16 protein-coding genes and 1 other RNA gene are annotated in these 17,870 nt (G+C 60.1%); 3 read left to right on the top strand and 14 right to left on the bottom strand.

What is annotated here, in order from left to right; genetic code table 11:
* The first annotated feature begins 11 nt into the window (after window positions 1-11).
* The gene (locus tag HGP14_RS15365; protein WP_168830846.1) at window positions 12-3,773 is read left to right on the top strand and encodes an AsmA-like C-terminal region-containing protein; all 3,762 of its coding nucleotides are present in this window, start codon (window positions 12-14) and stop codon (window positions 3,771-3,773) included.
* A 4-nt stretch (window positions 3,774-3,777) separates the two neighbouring features.
* Here HGP14_RS15365 and HGP14_RS15370 read toward each other — a convergent pair whose 3' ends face one another.
* The 4 genes from HGP14_RS15370 to ssrA form a co-directional block, all read right to left on the bottom strand.
* Window positions 3,778-3,990, bottom strand: a complete 213-nt coding sequence (locus HGP14_RS15370; RefSeq protein WP_168830731.1) for a ribbon-helix-helix domain-containing protein — start codon at window positions 3,988-3,990, stop codon at window positions 3,778-3,780.
* 91 nt (window positions 3,991-4,081) lie between these two features.
* Window positions 4,082-4,276, bottom strand: a complete 195-nt coding sequence (locus HGP14_RS15375) for a DUF4169 family protein (protein WP_168830732.1) — start codon at window positions 4,274-4,276, stop codon at window positions 4,082-4,084.
* A gap of 65 nt (window positions 4,277-4,341) precedes the next feature.
* Entirely contained in the window at window positions 4,342-4,857 is a 516-nt protein-coding gene (locus HGP14_RS15380) for an SspB family protein (protein ID WP_168830733.1), read from the bottom strand.
* Window positions 4,858-4,984: 127 nt separating this feature from the next.
* Window positions 4,985-5,360, bottom strand: a transfer-messenger RNA (tmRNA) gene (gene ssrA / locus HGP14_RS15385).
* A 235-nt stretch (window positions 5,361-5,595) separates the two neighbouring features.
* Between ssrA and HGP14_RS15390 the strand changes: the two genes are divergently transcribed.
* Both HGP14_RS15390 and HGP14_RS15395 read left to right on the top strand, forming a co-directional pair.
* A complete protein-coding gene (locus HGP14_RS15390) occupies window positions 5,596-6,510 on the top strand; it encodes a thymidylate synthase (RefSeq protein WP_168830734.1) in 915 nt (304 codons plus the stop codon).
* A 106-nt stretch (window positions 6,511-6,616) separates the two neighbouring features.
* A complete protein-coding gene (locus HGP14_RS15395) occupies window positions 6,617-7,099 on the top strand; it encodes a methyltransferase family protein (protein ID WP_168830735.1) in 483 nt (160 codons plus the stop codon).
* Between the two features lie 99 nt (window positions 7,100-7,198).
* Here the strand turns inward: HGP14_RS15395 and HGP14_RS15400 are convergent, their stop codons facing one another.
* The 10 genes from HGP14_RS15400 to HGP14_RS15445 all read right to left on the bottom strand — a co-directional run bounded on the left by HGP14_RS15400 (window position 7,199) and on the right by HGP14_RS15445 (window position 17,870).
* A complete protein-coding gene (locus HGP14_RS15400) occupies window positions 7,199-7,477 on the bottom strand; it encodes a cupredoxin domain-containing protein (RefSeq protein ID WP_246704463.1) in 279 nt (92 codons plus the stop codon).
* Window positions 7,478-7,529: 52 nt separating this feature from the next.
* Complete coding sequence (locus tag HGP14_RS15405) at window positions 7,530-8,051, bottom strand: DUF4142 domain-containing protein (RefSeq protein ID WP_168830737.1); 522 nt, start codon at window positions 8,049-8,051, stop codon at window positions 7,530-7,532.
* An 86-nt stretch (window positions 8,052-8,137) separates the two neighbouring features.
* Window positions 8,138-8,836, bottom strand: a complete 699-nt coding sequence (locus tag HGP14_RS15410) for an RNA polymerase sigma factor (protein ID WP_168830738.1) — start codon at window positions 8,834-8,836, stop codon at window positions 8,138-8,140.
* A 255-nt stretch (window positions 8,837-9,091) separates the two neighbouring features.
* Entirely contained in the window at window positions 9,092-10,162 is a 1,071-nt protein-coding gene (locus HGP14_RS15415; protein WP_168830739.1) for an ABC transporter ATP-binding protein, read from the bottom strand.
* A 20-nt stretch (window positions 10,163-10,182) separates the two neighbouring features.
* On the bottom strand, window positions 10,183-11,703 hold the full coding sequence (locus HGP14_RS15420) for a DUF5060 domain-containing protein (protein ID WP_168830740.1): 1,521 nt from the start codon (window positions 11,701-11,703) through the stop codon (window positions 10,183-10,185).
* Between the two features lie 33 nt (window positions 11,704-11,736).
* Window positions 11,737-12,621 carry a carbohydrate ABC transporter permease gene (locus HGP14_RS15425; RefSeq protein ID WP_168830741.1) on the bottom strand — a complete coding sequence of 295 codons (885 nt, stop codon included), beginning with the start codon at window positions 12,619-12,621 and terminating at the stop codon, window positions 11,737-11,739.
* On the bottom strand, window positions 12,618-13,517 hold the full coding sequence (locus HGP14_RS15430; protein WP_168830742.1) for a carbohydrate ABC transporter permease: 900 nt from the start codon (window positions 13,515-13,517) through the stop codon (window positions 12,618-12,620). The genes HGP14_RS15425 and HGP14_RS15430 overlap by 4 nt, the downstream gene beginning before the upstream one ends.
* Window positions 13,518-13,612: 95 nt before the next feature.
* Window positions 13,613-14,866, bottom strand: coding sequence for an extracellular solute-binding protein (locus HGP14_RS15435; protein ID WP_168830743.1), 1,254 nt, complete (start codon window positions 14,864-14,866; stop codon window positions 13,613-13,615).
* 107 nt (window positions 14,867-14,973) lie between these two features.
* Window positions 14,974-16,839, bottom strand: a complete 1,866-nt coding sequence (locus HGP14_RS15440; RefSeq protein WP_168830744.1) for a hypothetical protein — start codon at window positions 16,837-16,839, stop codon at window positions 14,974-14,976.
* Entirely contained in the window at window positions 16,836-17,870 is a 1,035-nt protein-coding gene (locus HGP14_RS15445) for a Gfo/Idh/MocA family protein (RefSeq protein WP_168830745.1), read from the bottom strand. Before HGP14_RS15445 ends, HGP14_RS15440 begins: the two co-directional genes overlap by 4 nt.

Genomic DNA, 17,870 nt, shown 5'->3' on the forward strand with positions numbered 1-17,870 from the left:
GAATGCTTGATTTGATAGGCCGGTTCCTCGTCTTTCTGGGGGGAGTGATCGTCGTAGTGCTCTTCGTGGCGCTGCTCGCTCCGCTTTTCATTGACTGGACCGACTTCCGCAAGAATTTCGAGGATCAGGCCAGCCGCATCATCGGCAAAAAGGTGACCGTGCATGGCACCGTCGATGCGCGCCTCTTGCCGTTCCCGTCGGTCACTCTGCATGACGTGCGCGTCGGCCAGGAATCAGACGGCCAGCCGGTCGTCCAGGTCGAGCAATTCGCCATGGATGCCGAGCTTGCGCCGTTCCTTTCCGGCGAGGCGCTGATTTTCGACATGCGCGTCGTCAATCCGAAATTGCGCCTGCGGCTGCTCAACGACGGAACTCTGGACTGGATGCGCGGCAGCCGGCCGGAGATTCCGGCAAAAACGGTCGTCCTCGAAAGTGTCCATGTGACGGGCGGCGACCTGCAGTTCATCGACGATCAATCGGGCCGCTCCCGCCGCATCACGGGACTGAACGCCGAGATGTCCGCGAAGTCGCTGGCAGGCCCATGGCGGATCGAAGGCGACGCATCGCTGGATGGCGATCATGGCAGCTTCTCGATTTCAAGCGGTCAGCCGGACGAGAACGGCGTGTTGAAGGTTCGCACCCAGCTGGCACCCGATCGGCATCCGGTCAAAATCGATCTCGACGGCGAACTGAAGCTGGTCGACCGTAAGCCAAACTATCAGGGCCTCATGTCGGCCGCGATCGAAAACCGAGCCAAATCGGATGACAAGAGCACGCCGCCGCCGCGCGTCAAGGGCCGCTTCGAACTGACCAACGAACGCATCCGGGTACCCGAATACCGGATGGAGATCGGGTCTGCAGACGATCCCTACATCATCACCGGCGAGGCGACGCTCGATACCGGAAACGCTCCGGAATTTCTGCTGGTCGCCAATGGCCAGCAGATCGACGTCAACAGGATCGGCAATCAGGGTGCCGGCGGCAAGACCACCCGGGACCCCACCCAATCTGCACGGCAGCGGCTCAATTCGTTGATCAGCATCGTCGCCCAGGTTCCCGTGCCGCAGGTGCCGGGAAAGGCGAGCGTCAAACTGCCGGCGATCGTTGCCGGGGACACGACCATTCGGGATGTGCAGCTCGATCTGGAGCCGGCCGGCGACGGCTGGACGATCGACAATGCCGTCGGGACACTGCCGGGGCGGACCCAGGTGGAGGGTATGGGCCAGCTGAAGCTCAGAGGCGAACCTTCCTTTAACGGCCAGCTTACCGTTGCCTCCAATCAGCCCTCGGGGCTTGCCTCCTGGCTTGCAGGCTCCGTCGACCCCGCGATCCGCCAGTTGAAGCAGGCAGGCTTTTCAGCCGATGTCAGTCTGACCCACCAGCATCAGAGCTTCAACAACCTGGAGATTGCCGTCGGTTCTGCCACGCTGAAAGGCAAGTTGGATCGGCAGGCCCCGGAGAACCAGACGCCCTTGCTGAACGTCGATCTCGCCGGCGATGCCCTCGACCTTGATGCACTGAGGGCCTTGACCGGCCTTTTCACGGGGCAGGACGCGGGCGACAATGTGCTCGACCACAAGATCACCGCGCATTTGAAGGCAGACAAATTCAGTGCTTTCGGCGTCGAGGCGCAGAATGTCGAGACGAGCTTTACGATCGCCGATGGGGCGCTTGCCGTCGACAAACTGAACGCCAAGAATTTGGCCGGCGCGGAATTGACGGCCACCGGCCGGGCTGAGGGCTCATTGCTCGACTACAAGGGCTCGGGCGAGATCACCTTCAAGTCGGCCGATCCGGGGCCGTTCTTCACGATGCTGAAGGAGCATCTGCCGCATCATCCGGTCATGGACAGACTGGTGCGCAATGCCGCCTGGTATACCAATACGGCCCTGCGCGGTGCACTCACGCTGGGCGGCGATCAGGGCGATGGGCTTGCGGTGACGCTTGCCGGCGTGTCGAACGGCAGCCGTGTGAACCTCGATTACCGTATGTCGGACCTTCTGGCGCTGACCGGCAAGGGTACGACAAGCCTGGAGGCCACGCTTGAAAACAGCACGACCTCGATCCTGTTCGGGCAGGCGGGGCTCGATCCCCTGCCGGTGGAGGCTGATGCCAACGGACGTCTCACTCTGAAGGTGCAGGCAAGCGGCACCGATCCGGCCGATGCGTCGCTCACCTTTGCGACCGACCGCACATCCTTTACCGCCAACGGCAAAGTCGATGTTCGTCCCGGAAATTTCATGAACGGCCAGATCGGCGTCTCATTGGAAAGCGCGGATCTCGACCCCTATCTCATCATGAACGGCATGGCGCTGCCGCAGATGGGCACCGGGTTGCCCTTCGGCCTGCAGACGACCGCGACCGTCGATGGGGACAAGATCGTTTTTGCCGACCTCAAGGGGCATGCGGCGGACAATCAGTTTTCGGGTGCGGTGACCGTCGATCGCAAGGCAGACAAATCGACGGCGAGCGGCGAGCTTGCGCTTGACAGTGCCGATGCGACCTGGCTGGGGGAGGCCATCTATGGCCCGATGACCGATGCTGCAACCGGCAGCCTCTCGACGGCCGCACTTGGTCAACCGATCTTCAAGGATATGGACGTCAACCTGAAACTTTCGGCCAAGGAGTTCTGGCCGGGATGGTCGGGAGCCGTGACCGGTTTCACGAGCAATGTCGCCTATAAGGGCGATGAATTGCAACTGAACGACATGAAGGGCGGATGGAACGGCGGCCAGCTTTCCGGCAATGCGCTATTCACCAATGCCAATGGCACCGGTTTATTTCAGACGCAGCTTTCGCTCGCAAATTCGGATCTCAGCGGCGTCGTTTGGCAGCGCGACGGGGCGCCCTTGGCGAACGGCAAGTTCGGACTTTCGCTCGGCATGGAAGCCTCCGGCAAGACGATGGTCGACCTCGCAGGTTCCGTAACGGGATCCGGTGAACTGCAGCTCGCGGATACCAGCGTGCGCGGGCTCAATCTCGCAATCCTGGCGCCGCTGCTTGCCGCCACCGACCCGATGCAGGATCAGCTTAACGCCGGGAAGATACATCCGATCGTCGAGACGTTGCTCAACAACGGAGAGGCGAAGCTCCCGCCGACGGCGATTCCGTTCAACATCGCCGACGGTGTTCTTCGCGTGCAGAATGTCAGTGCTGCCAACGAGCTCGCCACCGTCACCGGAAATGCGCAGGTCAGCCTGCCGCAGAAACGCATCACCGCATCGCTGAACATTGCCCTCAATCCCGGCAAGGAGACCCTTCCGGGCGCTGAGCCAGCAATCCGGCTGGATTACTCCGGATTGCTGGCATCGCCCGGCCGCACCATGGATGTCACCGACATCACCGGATATCTGTCGCTGCGTGCCTTCGAGCGCGAACGCCGGCGTGTCGAGCGGCTCCAGTCGAACGTGCTCGAAAAGCAGCGGTTGCGGCGCGAGGTGGCTCTCTACAAGTTCAACGATGGCGAGCGCGTGAGGGCGGCCAAGATCGAAGCCGAGCGCAGGGCCGAGGAGGAGCGTCTGCGGATGCTTGCCGCGGAAGCTGCAAGGCAAAAGGCCGAGGCGGAGGCGAAAGCCAAGGCAGAGGCGGAGGCGAGGGCAAAGGCAGCCGAAGAAGCCAAGGCGAAGGCGGATGCCGAAGCAAAGGCAGCCGCCGAGGCGAAGGCCGCCGCGGAAGCCGAAGCCGCGCGCCGCGCCCAGCAGCTCAATCAGTCGCCGCTCATGGGTAACCAGCTCAATTTCGAGGATTTACCCGGCGTGACGATGCCGCAGTGAGGTTCTAGCGGCGATCCTTTAGCCAGCTCAAGACATGAAGCCGGAGAGCGGAGGAGAGGTTGCTGTCCGGCGGGCGCTTGTCATCGATTTCGGAGATAAGGGCGGCGAGGGGCATTGCGCGAGCCGCGGCGATCGCCTTCAGTTCAGCCCAGAATTCGTCTTCCAGTGAGAAGCTGGTGCGGTGGCCATGCAGACTGGCAGAGTGCTTGCGGATCATCGGACGTCCCGTAAGCCAGTTTTCTCAAGAACTAAGTGAGGAAATTCTGCCAATAATTTGATCTGAGCGTTCTTCCGGCTCCGCTGCGCCGTCATTCGCGGTCTTCGTCTTTTTCTATGCGGCCCTGCCGGTGAGCCTTTTCGGCCTTTTCGTTCAGCGCCTTTGTCAGGTTCTTCTCAGTCTTCGTACGGCCGAAGCTGATACGATTCTGCTCGGCCTGCTTTTCCTTTTCGGAGCGGGTCTGTTTTTTCTTGAACTGGCGGAGGTTGACGATTTCGGCGCTCATGGCTTGCCTCCATCCGGCTTCGAAAGGGAGCATGAAAAAGGGAAGCCGTGGCTTCCCTTTTTGGTTTACTGCTTTTTGCGGAAAGCGTCGAGCGAGACGACGGAACCGGGCTTCTTGTCGTCGCCGCCTTCGGCAGGCTTGGCGGCCGGGGTTTCTTCGCCCTTCTCGGCCGCGACCGGATAGGCGGTGATTTCAGCGTCGGGCTGCTCTTCACCGTCTGCCAGCGGCACGTCGAACTCCAGTTCGAAATTGACCGAAGGGTCGTAGAAGCCGCGAATCGCGTTGAACGGAATCACCAGCTTCTCGGGAACGTCGGAGAACGAAAGGCCGATCTCGAACAGCGATTCGGTGATCTTCAGATCCCAGAACTGGTGCTGGATCACGATGGTCATCTGCTCCGGATACTTGGACTTCAGATGCTGCGAGATGCGGACGCCGGGCGCGCCGGTCAGGAAAGTGATAAAGAAATGATGGTCGCCGGGCAGGCGGCCCGTCGTTGCGACTTCGGACAAGACCTTGCGAATCACGCCGCGCAGCGCGTCCTGTGCCAGAATGTCGTAGCGGATATGATCCTGCCCCATGCTTTTCCTGTCTTTCTTTGGTTCGGAAGTCTTTTCTCAAGGTTATATGCCACGTCGGGCAGCCTTGGGAAAGTCTGGTATCCGGGTCACGCGTCACAAACATACATGATTTGGGTGGCAGGGAGAAGGTGAAGGCTTCTGTTGCCAGGTGCCTTCGGACCCCGCCTTTCGGTGCTAACCGCAAGGACTTAGAGCGGAATTCCCGCACCGCCATTAGGCAGCGAGAGCGTATTCCTTAGCGTTGTTGTCGTTTGCAACTACACTTTTGACCCGATAACGGCGGTATCATGCCGAGCAAAAAGTCGATCTTTACACCCTTGTCGATCCTATTTCGCCCCCATCAAAAGCAGGCCAGACCACGAAGATCGACCGCCTGTTTTTGGTGGAGGCGCCGGGTACCGCCCCCGGGTCCAATAGGTTTATTACACCGCTCATTTATCGCCATAGCCGGTCCGAAAACCGACAGTGCTGATATAGTGTTTTCAGAAGCGTATGGAAAGGGGATACGTCACAAAAGCGTTGCGGGCGGCAAGACAATTGCCGGGACAACCCCCATTCGGACGTTGGTTTCGGCAGCGGCAGCGCTTAGATTGAGCCAACGGAATCGGCGGCGGTAAGGACTCGACGAGTTGCGACGGTCGGCACTCGGCTCTCTTGAGCGCGTGCGGCGGCGCTGAGTGGCCGGCTGGGTGTGCGGATTGTTCTGCAATCCACATGATCGCAAACAGGGAGACATGGATGCTGCGCCATCCTGAATATCAGTACCTCGATATCATGGCCCACCTGCTTGAGAAGGGCGACCGGCGCATGGACCGCACCGGCGAAGGCACCCTGTCGATGTTCGGCGCGATGATGCGCTTCGATCTCTCGGACGGCAGCTTTCCGGCCTTCACAACCAAAAAGGTCTACTGGAAGACGGCGGTAAAGGAGATGCTCTGGTTCCTGACCGGACAGACAAACATCCAGTCGCTGCTCAGGGAAAACGTCAAGATATGGACGGACTGGCCGCTCGCCGCATACCGCAAGGCGACGGGCGAAAAGATATCCCAGGAGGCGTTCGAGAGGCGGATTCTTGAGGATGATGCTTTCGCGGCAAAGTGGGGCGATCTCGGGCCGGTCTACGGCAAGCAGTGGAGACGATGGCTGGACGGCAATGGGGTGGAGCACGATCAAATCGGCGCTCTCATGCATAGCTTGAAAACCAATCCGACGAGCCGGCGCATGCTGTTCCACGCGTGGAACGTGGGCGAACTGGATCAGATGGCGCTTCCGCCTTGCCACATGGTCTATCAGTTTCACGTCTCCGGATTGCAAGGTGAGGGCCGGCCGCGGCTTTCGATGCTCGTGACCCAGCGCTCCTGCGATATTTTCCTCGGAGCGCCATTCAACATCTGCCAACAGGCCGCGCTGCTTGCCATGATTGCGCAGCAGGCCGAGATGGATCGCGGTGAGCTCATCTGGGTTGGGGGCGATACGCATCTTTATCTGAACCATCTGGAGCAAGCCAAGGAGCAGCTCTCACGCGAGCCAATGGCCTTTCCCAAGTTGGTGCTGAAGCGGAAGCCCGATGGGATCGACGGCTATCGGATCGAGGACTTCGAGGTGACGGGCTACGATTCTCACCCTGCGATCGAAGCGCCGGTTGCGGTCTGACCAAGCCCGGCAGTCCCCTAGCTGTTCGCGCCTCAGCGAAGTAAACTGCGACGCAGGTTTCCGGGTGTTTGAATTTCGAAGACGGAGGAGCAGATAGGACGGCGGCATGAACGGGGCGAGCGAGAATTTACGCGACAGTTCAGGCGCGGTGATACGGCCGCCGATCGCCTGGGCGCTTGCGGTGATCGCCGGGCTTGCGCTCGATTGGGTCTATCCGCTGCCTTTCCTGCCGGCGGCAGTGCCGCGCGGCTGGCTCGGCGGCATCGTGTTCGTCGCCGGCCTGGCGCTGCTGATCTGGGCGGCGACGACCTTCCGCCGCGCCGGGACGCAGATCCCGACCACCCAGCCGACGACGACAATCGTCGCCGCAGGCCCCTACCGTTTCACGCGCAACCCGATCTACACCGGCATGTTCCTCGGCCTCATCGGGCTTTCTGTCGTCTTCGACAGCCTGTGGCTGATTGTCATGCTGGTGCCGTTCTATCTCGTCATCCGCTACGGCGTCGTCGCCCGCGAGGAGGCCTATCTCGAGCGGAAGTTCGGTGACGTCTATCTCGCCTACAAGGCCCGTGTTGGGCGGTGGCTATAGCGAGGCGAAGAAGGGCAAGCTGCTGGACCCGAGCGATCGGAACGGGTCCAGCGCGATCTCCGGGGCATCCCACTCCTGGCGGAGAGGGCGCCGCGCCGCTCACCGTTCCGTTACGGTAATGCGACCCCGCATGTTCGGATGAAAGCGGCAGAAATAGTCGAGGCTTCCCGCCTTGTTCATCACCATCGACCCTGACTTGTGAGGTGCAATCACGACATCGAAGCCGCCCTTGACAGTTGCTGTATGGGCGAACGGATCCTTGTTCACCCATTCAATTGTATCGCCTACCACCACCGTGACTTCCACAGGCTGAAAACCCAGCTTGTCGAGAACCACCTGGACGGTGGCAGCGTGGGCTGGGAGGGCAGCCAAGGTCATGGCCACCCCGCCCAGCGCTGAAAGGAAGCGCTTTGCCGCCATCGCGATGACTTTACTTCAACATCGCCGCGACGTGTTCGGCATGCTGCTGGTGTCCCTGAAACACCTTCAGACCCGTCTGCAGTAGATCCTTCAGGTCCGCGTTTTTCGCGGAGGGGATGAGCAAGGTTTCGAGCGCGCCATTGACCTGCTTGTGGTAGGCAACCTCGTTCTCGATATACGCCTTGTCGAACGCGGCGCCCTTGAGCTTGGCAAGACGCTTCCTCTCCTCGCCTGCAGCCTTTGTCAAATCCTTGCTGGTCGCGTTATCCTCCGGCTTCACGTTGAGTTTCTTGACCAGGTCGAGCGCCTGTTTGTTGACGGCCTCATGGTCGCGGATCATGTCCTTGGCAAAGGAGACGACCTCTTGGTTTTTCGATACTTCGACCGCCTGCTTGGCCGCATCGATATCGATTTCGCTCGCGGTGTAGGCGATGTGTGCGATCTGAGGGTCCGTCGGTGCGGTGCCGGCGGCAAACGCAGGAGTACCTAGAAGGCTGAGGGCGGCGTACATTGTGGTTAGTCGCGCAAACATGGGGATGCTCCTCTTTGCGGGCCAAAGCGGCCCGATGGTGTTGCAAAACAACCTCTTGGATGCACGCGGACCAAGAAGGTTCCCGCTTATTCGGTAAGGCCAAGCCGATTGATGACTTTTTCTGTCAAACGCTCACAGCGCCAGCCGGCGAACGGGAAAACATCGAGAAAAGCCGGGCCGATCTGTTCGTCGAGCTTGCGCCGCAGGAGCGCTCTTGCCCTGTGGAGCCTCGTCTTGACCGTCTCGGCCCGAATGCCAAGAAGGCTCGCCGTGTCGTCTATGCTCATGCCCTCGACGACTCTGGCGATAAAAACCAGGCGAAAACTCTCGGGCAATGTGTCCATCGCCTCCTCGACCAATCGCACTATCTGCCTTTGCGCCATCGCCTTTTCCGGATCATCTACGTCCATAACGGCCGGAAACCGCAAGATTTCCGCTCCCTTTTCTTCCGCTGTCAAAGGAACTTCGGATCGACGCGCTGATTGCCTTAGCCTGCCCAGCGCCTCGTTCAAGGCGATACGGTGCAGCCAGGTCGACAGCAGCGCCTCACCTCGAAACTGGTCGAGATGCTGAAAAGCGCGAACATAGGTCTCCTGAACGATGTCTTCGGCCACGCTGTCGTCGCGGACCACGCCGCGGGCAATGCGAAATAGCTGCTGGTTATATCTGCGCATGATGGCGCGAAAGGCCTCAGGCTCCTTTCGGCGCGCGCCGGCAACGAGATCCGCATCGTCGGATCCCGAGGGCAATGCAAGCTTTCTGTTTTCAGGATAGGTCGTTTTCATTCGGGCTCCAATCCTGAATTGGATGATCAAAACGGGATAAGGTTCCCAAGTTTTTGATTTATTATGCAGCCGACGACATTCAAATGTGAATAGGCTTCATCACTCCGACCGATCGAGACAGAGGAGCGCTATCTGATGCAGGGCAGGTGGGGGTACTGAAGGCTTCGCCGCTGACGACAGCTTGACTGCCGCCGCTGCCAAAAGCGACGCCCGGTATCTGACTTGGGTATGTCGACGCGACGAACGACGCAGTGCCTAGACGTTCAAGCGTTGCTGCGTCTCTCGGTCAAAGAAATGAACCTTGTCCGTTGCGAACGAAAGCTTCACGCGCTGTTCCGGAACCAGTTCGACACGTTCGCGGACGACCCATGTCAGTTCCTTGCCTTCAAGCTCCACCGCAACATGGGTCTCGGAACCTGTGGGCTCGACCACCTTGACCACCGCGTCGACACCGTTCTCGCCGCCCAAGGCGATGTCTTCCGGACGAATGCCCAACGTCAACGGTTGCCTTGCAGAGTTGGCCGGCGCCCGCGACAGCTTCACGCGCGAACCTCCCGATAGCGACAACGCGGGACTCCCGGCATCCTGCAGGGTTCCCTCGAGAAAGTTCATGGCGGGGGAGCCCAGGAAACCGGCAACGAAGATGTTGCGGGGCCGGTCGTAGAGCTCCAGCGGGCTGCCGATCTGTTCGACACGACCGCCTTGGAGCACGACGATCTTGTCAGCCATGGTCATGGCTTCGATCTGGTCGTGGGTGACGTAGACGATAGTCGTCTTGAGGCGCTGGTGCAGCGCTTTGATTTCCGCTCTCATCTTCACACGCAGCTTCGCGTCCAGGTTTGAGAGGGGCTCGTCGAAGAGAAACACTTTCGGATCTCGAACGATGGCGCGACCCATGGCAACGCGCTGCCGCTGTCCGCCCGACAACTGGGCGGGCTTTCGATCGAGGAGGGGCTGCAATCCCAGAATGGCCGCAGCTTCACTCACCTTCTTCTCGATTTCCGGCCGCTTGACGCCCGCGAGCTCGAGCGCAAATCCCATGTTCTGCTCCACCGTCATTTGCGGGTAGAGCGCGTAGTTCTGGAAGACCATCGCGATATCGCGATCCTTCGGCTGCAGATTGTTCACAACCCGGCCGTCAATGCTGATCTGGCCGGCCGTAATCTCCTCAAGCCCGGCAATCATGCGCAGCAATGTCGACTTGCCGCAGCCGGAGGGGCCGACGAGAATGACAAATTCACCGTCGGCGATCTCGACGTCGACACCGTGGATGATGTCCACCGCGCCGAAGGACTTCTTGACGTTCTTGATGCTCAACCCTGACATCGGGACCTCTTTTTATATCTTCAGCGCTTCCGGCGGACGCGCAGTGCCTGGTACGGCTTGCGCGGAATTTGGACGCCAAAGGCCGCGTCCGGCTTGCCTCCGCGGACAATCGCGCCGTGGCGGGTGGGATGGGGAACGGGAGCCTCCACCTTCTTCGCCGGCGTGACCGTCATTTCCCAGGTGTCGATGAGATCGACGTCATAGTCGTCGCTGTCGAGCGGCAGGCCCGAGGACCAGATGACCGGCTGGTGCTCGCCGAGGTAGATCAGACGGAAGTCGCCGTCGCCGTCGCGCGCTCCCGACACGCGGGACCAGGGCCACTCGCCGATGACGCCAAGAGGCTCCAGCCCGTGCTTCACGTCCGCCTCGAGCAGGTCCCTGAGGAAGCCGATACGCTTCCACGCCTCGCCATGCAGCTCTCCGCCCTTGGCCCACCAGATCAGATCCTCCGGATGGGAATAAGTCTCGCCATGGCCGGCATATCCGCCGCGCGCCATGGTGATCCAGAAGCGGTGCACCAGTTCCCGGGCGCTGAGATTGCCCCAGGATTGCATGATGTCGCCTTCATATTCGGGCTCGTCGTTGACGACTGGCTTGCCGTAGGCGTTGCGCCACTCCTGAGTGCGCTTGACGTCGGGATTTTGAATGCACGTGTGAGTGACCCAGGGCTTGCGATGGTCAAAGTTTGCCGTCACGTCGCCATTATGGATGGAGCGCAGGTGCTGGTAGGGATCGTTCTCTTCCAGGATGTGGAAGTAGCGATCCCATTGCTCCATCGGCTTCGTATCGATGAGGAAGTCATATTCGTTGGCAAGCGACCACCAGACATTCCGGAAGGCGGACAAACGCGCGGCCAGATATTCGACATAGCGAAAATCCTGTGCGGCCGACATGTCCGCGTAACCCCAGCGATCGTAAGGGTGGAACATGATGATGTCGGCTTCGATCCCGAGCGCGCAGAGTGCCGCCACCTGCTTTTCGAAGTGCCGGAAGAGGGCGGGGTTGGGTCTGTCGAAGTCTTCCTTGCCATCGGCGTCCTTCTCAAAGCACGCATGCAGAGGCTCGTTGACGTTATACGGGTAATCCTTCGGAAAGACGCCCATGCGGATCTTGTTGAAGCGCGTCTTCTTCAGCGTCTCCAGCGTCTGCTGCTGCATCTCAAGCGGCTGGTGCGTCCAAGCATAGCAGGTTGTTCCAAAAGACAGAAACGGCGTCCCATCGGCGTAGGCGAAATGAAACTTGTTGCGCACGCGCACCGGGCCGTGGTTGCCGGCCGATGGGGCCGTTGCGACCAGTGAACCAGTCTTGCCGTCGAGTGCCGCGGTCTTGGAACGGGTCAGGAAAGACCATTCGCCCTCGACATCGGGCATGAAGCGGACACGATAGGTGCCATTGCCGTCATAGAAACCCGGAACCCGAACTTCCCGGCTCTTGTGGGTGAAGACGGCATCGAATGCCACGTCGAGATAGGGGTTGCCGTCGGAGGGTCCATCAAAGGAAGCTTCGAACACGCCCCATTTTTCGACTGTTGCATTAGACATAGAATTCTCTCCTCATGAAAATTTCTCTGGCCATCAGCCTTTGACGGCACCGGACGTGAGGCCGGACACGAAGTAGCGTTGGAACATCAGGTAGACGATGGTCGCCGGTAGGACGGTCATGACGATCGCCGCGTTGAGCTGGCCGTAGTTGCTCGAGAACTGTCCCTGAAAGGACATGAGACCAAGCGGCAGAGTCCACATGTGCTGATCCTGAAGCAGCACCAGCGCCATGGCGAATTCATTCCAGGTCGAAACGAAGTCGAGAATGAGCAGTGCCGCAAGGACAGGAAGGCAGACCGGAAGGAATATGCGCCGGAAGATCGTGAAGTGAGTTGCGCCGTCAATCAACGCCGCTTCCGACAGTTCCTTCGGAATTGCCTTGAAGAAGCCGTGCAGGATGAAGACCTGATAAGGCACCCCGAAGGCGATGTATGGCAGGATAACGCCCGGATAGGTGTCGATAAGCCCGAAGGAGTTCACGAGCGTGAACAACGGCGCAAGCATGACCTGAAACGGAATCATCGTGCCGAACACGACGACCAATAGCAGCGCCTTAGTGACCTTGAGCTTGATCTTCGCAAGCGCGTAAGCCGCCATGGCGGAAAGCGCGAGACCGAGCGGCACCTTGATCACCGTGATGATGACGCTGTTGAAGAAGGAGCTGGCAAAGTTCCCGCGGCTCCATGCGCCGCTGTAGTTGTCGTAGGCAAGCTCCGTCGGCGGCATGAATGCGCCTGTACTCGTGACCGCGGCCGGCGTCTTCAGCGATGTGAACACAATGAAGACGAACGGTGCCACCCAGATGAGTGCAACCAAGACCAAGGCGATCCAGAGAGCAATCAGGACCGGATCGCGCTTGAGCGTGGACGTCTCGGCGTGAGCCTGTGCGACGGTTGAATCGGTCTGGACGGCTGTCACGATTCTGCCTCCTCCTTTTTCTGGGTCCATCGCAGGTAGGGAATGACGATTGCGATGGTGATCAGGAGCAGCACGACCGATATGGCCGCGCCTCGACCGAAATCGAAAATCTGCATGGCCTGTGTGAACGCCCAAAGCGCGAGCATCTGGGTGGATTGCGCGGGCCCACCGCCTGTCAGACCATAGACGATGTCGAAAGCCTTCAGCGACGAGATGATCGAAAGAACCAGCACGATCGTCACGGTCGGGCGGAGCGCGGGCAAGGTCACATGCTTGAAGACGGCCCACCGGCCAGCGCCGTCGATCCGGGCGGCCTCCACGAGAGTCTGGGAGACATTCTGCAAGCCCGCCAGGAACAGGACCATTGAGAAACCGACCGTTTGCCAGAGGTAGGCGACGAAGACCGAATAGAGGGCGATTTTCTGGTTGCCCAGCCAGTCCTGGATCCAGGTCTGCAGACCCCACGACGTCAGCAGCTGGCTGAACAGTCCGAAGAAGGGGTCGTACATCCACTTCCACATCGTCGCGACCGCGATCGGCGCGATGATAACCGGAAGGTAGAAAATGGCTCGGAGGCTGTTACGCCCGAAAATCCTCTGATTGAGGCTGAGCGCCAGCAGAAGACCCACCGTCGGAGGGAACACCAGGCTCATCAGCGTCCAGATGACCGTATTGCGGAAAGCAACCCAAAAGACCGGATCTCTCGTGAAAATCGCCGAGTAGTTCGCAAGCCCGACGAATTGCCGCTGCGGATCCAGTCCGTTCCACTTCTGAAAGCTCAAAATGACCACATTGAGCATCGGATAAAGGGCGAATACTGCGTAGATCGCCAAGGCCGGCACGAGCAGGATGAGCGCTTGCACGCGCGGATCATGTGTCGTTTGTCGTAGTGACATGCTCTCCTCCGGGCAGCGCGAGGCCGCTGCCTGTCTTCATGATGGTGCGCCGGTCGACCGACACGCGGAGCAGTCGACTGGCGACTTGGGAGGAATTACGTCCGGCTTGCGATAAAGCTTTGCAGCTGCTTCGGGGCCTCAGCCGGCTCGATATTGCCCGATGCAACGTCGTTGATGACGCGGAAATATTCCGTCGTCACATCGAGCGGAAACGCCTGGTCACCGTTCATGTAGATCTTGCTGTACTTCTTGAAGATATCCAGCCATTCCGCCTCGAGCGGCTTCTGGTTGGTGTACTGCACGTTCTTGTTGACGGAGATCGAGCTGACCTGCCCGACCAGATCCTGCTGAACCTTGTTCGAGAGGAAATAGTCGAGGAATTTCGCCGCCATGTCAGGGTTCTTGCTCTTCGTACTGACGTAGTTGTACTCGGCAAACCCGTAGAGGCGGTCGGTGTTGGTCGGGAAGGGGAAGATCCCGTAGTCGTCGAGATTGGCGCCGCTGCCCGTCAACTGACCTACCAGCCAGTCGCCTTCCAGCATCATCGCCGCGCGGCCGGCCGTGAAGAGGCTGTACGACTGCTTGTTGTCGATGCCCATGAATGGCTGCAGCGTGTAATCCTTCGTCCACTTTGCGAATTCCGTGAAGGCCTCTGTCGCACAGGGCTCCTTCGTCCAGTCCACTTTCATGGACTTCAACGCATCATGCTTCTCAGCGCCGCACTTCGTTTCAAGGATGACATCCATAAGGCGCATCACGTGCCAGTTGACGGTCCCGCCGAAGGTGAATGCCGGAATGCCTGCTGCCTTGAGTTTCTCAGCCGCGGCGAGAAGCTCGTCGTAGGTCTTGGGTTCTTCCTTGATCCCGGCCTGCTCGAACAGCTTCTTGTTGTAGTAGACCGCTTCACCCTTGAAGGTGAACGGCGTGCCATGCTTGCCGCCCGGATAAAGGTCCGCAAAAGCTGCCGCGGAGGGCAGGAGTTCGTCGGTCCACTTGTATTCGGTGTAGTACTTGTCGAGCGGCAGCGACAAACCGGCCTTCACGTACTCACCGCCAAGGCCCAGACCCGCCCAGCTAAAGTAGATGTCGGGGCCGCGGTTTGAGCCTGCGGCGACGCGCAATGCCGTCTTGTGCTCGTCGACGGCGCGCTGAACAATCTCGATGTGGGTGCCGGGATTGGCTGCCTCGAAGTCGCTTGCGACCTTCTTCAGGGCTAGGTTCGCAGCGTTATTGTCGAAGTTCAGCGTCCAGAGCGTGATATCTTCAGCGAAGACCGGACTTGCCGATAGAGCCGCAACGGCCATTGCGACAAGGCTCGCGGATTTCAATTTTGCAGATAGGGTCAGCATTACCGTCCTCCTCTTGATAAGCTGCAGCTCTTTTTACAGATAGTGATTTACATGTCAACTGGTATGATGAGGTAACCATCAAGATGGCGCAGTTGGTACGCTTCAGGTCAATCCGCGAGTGGCAAGACCGCGGTAGCGAATGGAGCGAGCCGAAGGTGCGCACCCGGGTTCGCGGACGCCAACCTGCACGCGCTGCAGTCGACTTCCTGTTCTTCGCGCGTCAGGTTGACCACGTGAAGCCTGGTTCCTGTGTCACCGCGAGCGACGAACGCCAGAACCTCGGAGGGCGAGGAGGAGACGCACTCCTGCCAGGATGCGCCGGCCAATGCGGACAGTGTCCGTACCGTATTGAACAGCGGGCGCCGGCCGCCTTCCGGGGTCGGCTCGCCCGGACCGGCGATCAAACCAAACGGACCGGTCAATGCTGATAGCGTCAGGCATTCGAGATCGGCATCCAGCACCCGGATCGCGTAGCCAAGCGCAAAGGCCTCTGCGAAACGTCCGTTGTGGCGGGGGTCCCGGTTGGCCATGGGTATGCGCCCGCCCGACGGGTTGTCCATCGTGCGGCTGCCGTAAGGGTTCTGCCGCATCGGTATGGTCGATGGGCCGATCCGGTAGGGCTTGTCGCCGTAGAGAGCGCGCACCGAGCGGGTAATGAAGGGCAGGGCCTCCAACGTCTGCATGACGCTGAGATCGTCCGCCGCATGGACGATCGGGTTGGTGCAGTGGCTGATGAAGCCAAGCTGCCCGTCCGGCACACGCTTGCGGTTGAGTTCGGTAAAGTAGCTGAGCATGCCGCCGCCGATGCGCATGCCCGGAAAAGCGGAATGGGCCGCGGCATAGACCTCTTCGAGGGGCGGGCAGTCCGGCCATTTGCTGCCGGGCGGCGTCGACTGCCGGTCGACGGAGGGGGAGATCATGACCGCATCCGGTTTGAAGCCTGCCGACCGCATTTGTTGGGCAATCTCGGCCGTTTCGCTCGCCGGGGACTGCTTGCAAGGAAGCGCGATCTCCAGGGTCGAGCGTCCGGGGTGCGTTGCAGCGATTGTGGCGAACCGCTTGAGTGCTTCGACACCGTGTCCAGCGCCTGGATCGAAATGGAAGAGCAGTTCCTGGGGAGCGATCTCCGATAGGAAGCTATGCGCCGACAGCGAGGCATCAGCTTCCTCGGGTGTAACGATCAGACCGATTGCCGGCACGGCGCCGGTGCGTGCGCCGAGCCGAAGTTCTACGACTTTACCCGAGCCCCCAGCCGAAGGTCGCTGCACAGGGCGGCTGTCCTTGATGATGAGCGATGTCTTCTGCCGGACGGACTGATTGGCCGGGATCTGATAAGGCCACGGAAGGGCGAGTGGTCTGACATAGGTCTTGTAGGACGCATCCGACCAGTTTCTCTGATCCTCCATTTCGAAGGTGTCGCCCTCCATGCGGCATTCCGCCGTGACATCAGGAACCACCTCGTGGGTGATGGCGCGCATGTCCTTGAAAGGCTGCCAGGGCTCGATGAAATCAGGAAACCGGCTTGCCTCCGTCATACCGTCGGCGTGCTCGACCGAAGCTCGCGACCCGGCCACTCCAACGATCGGATGAAGAATGCAGAAGCCACAGCGGTTCGTCTCGAAGCCGGTTTCTGAAACGGCTTCGGCCTCGAAGTCGAGCCGGTCGCTGCCTCCAATGATGCAGACGTCGATAACGAGCGTCGTGTTCTCCGGTCCATTGCAGCGGGCCCGATAGGCGACCTCGAAACGATCGTCATTCTGCGCGATCTTTAGATCGGCGATCTCGGGGCTGTAGGTGCCCCAGTCCCGGTCGCGAACGAGGTAGGAAATCGCTCTCAGCACCTCGATCCCATCGTAGCGGATCGTGCGCAGGTTGCCATCGGCGAGATCGACTTCCAGCTTTCCGGCGCTCAGCCGAACCGGTGGCATTTCGACGACACGGGTGCCGTAGAGCTGGAACGGATCGACCGTCATCGCAGCATCGCTCCGACATCGACCGTCTGTCCCGTTGCCGCACTTTCATAGGCTCCCTCGACAAGGGCAAATGTCTTCAGATTGTCGGTCCCGGATGTCGAGTGCTCCGCGCCGCGCTTCAATTGGTCGACCCAGTGCTGCTGGATCGCGTAGACGCTCTCCTGAATGTTGTGCCAGGGGCGCGAGGCCCATGACAACAGCTTGGGGGACACATCCGTCGTGGTGGTGCCCTGCGCGTTGGTCACTTCGAGCCCGTAGCCCTGGGTGAGGCGGATGGTGCCTTCAGAACCGTCCAGTTCGATCAATGTCTCGGGAAAGGGTTCCTTCGAGAGCTTTGTGGCATAGCTGACGTCGACGATCGATGTTACGCCGCTCTCGTGGTCGAGCAGAATGGTCGCTACGTCTTCGCCCTTGATCTTCGGATTGACCCGTTTCGTCCGCGCCGTGACCGCTGAGACGTCCCCAAGGATATAGCGAGCGATGTCGAGCGTATGGATGCCGAGATCCTCGATGATGAAGCGTTCCCCCTCGGCGAGATAAGGCTGACCGGAAAAGACGTCGTAACCGGATCGGAAGGAGAAGCGGCCCCAGAAGGGCGTGCCGATGGCTCCGCTATCCAGCGCCTTGCGGACGGCCTGGATCGGTGTCTGCCAGCGGAAGTTCTCGTGCACCATCAGCGGCGCGCCGGCATTGCGGCACGTCTCGACCATCGCCTTTGCGTCCGACAGCGTCTTGGCGAACGGCTTCTGGCAGATGGCCGGGACCTTGTGCCGAGCCGCCATTTCCACGAGGACACGGTGGCTCTGGACCGTCGTGGCGATATCGACGAAATCGAAACCTCCGTCGGCAAACAGCGCCTCGGCATCGCTATAGCGACGGTCGATGCCGAACTGATCTCCGACGATCTTCAGCCGCTCCGGATCGCGATCGCAGATCGCGACGATCCCGGCGCCTTCGACGTCGTTCCATGCGTGCATCTGGTTGATCGCGAAAAAGCCGCAACCGATCAGTGCGCCCTTCAATTCAGTCAT

This window comes from Rhizobium sp. P32RR-XVIII, assembly GCF_012641395.1.
GTDB lineage: Bacteria > Pseudomonadota > Alphaproteobacteria > Rhizobiales > Rhizobiaceae > Rhizobium.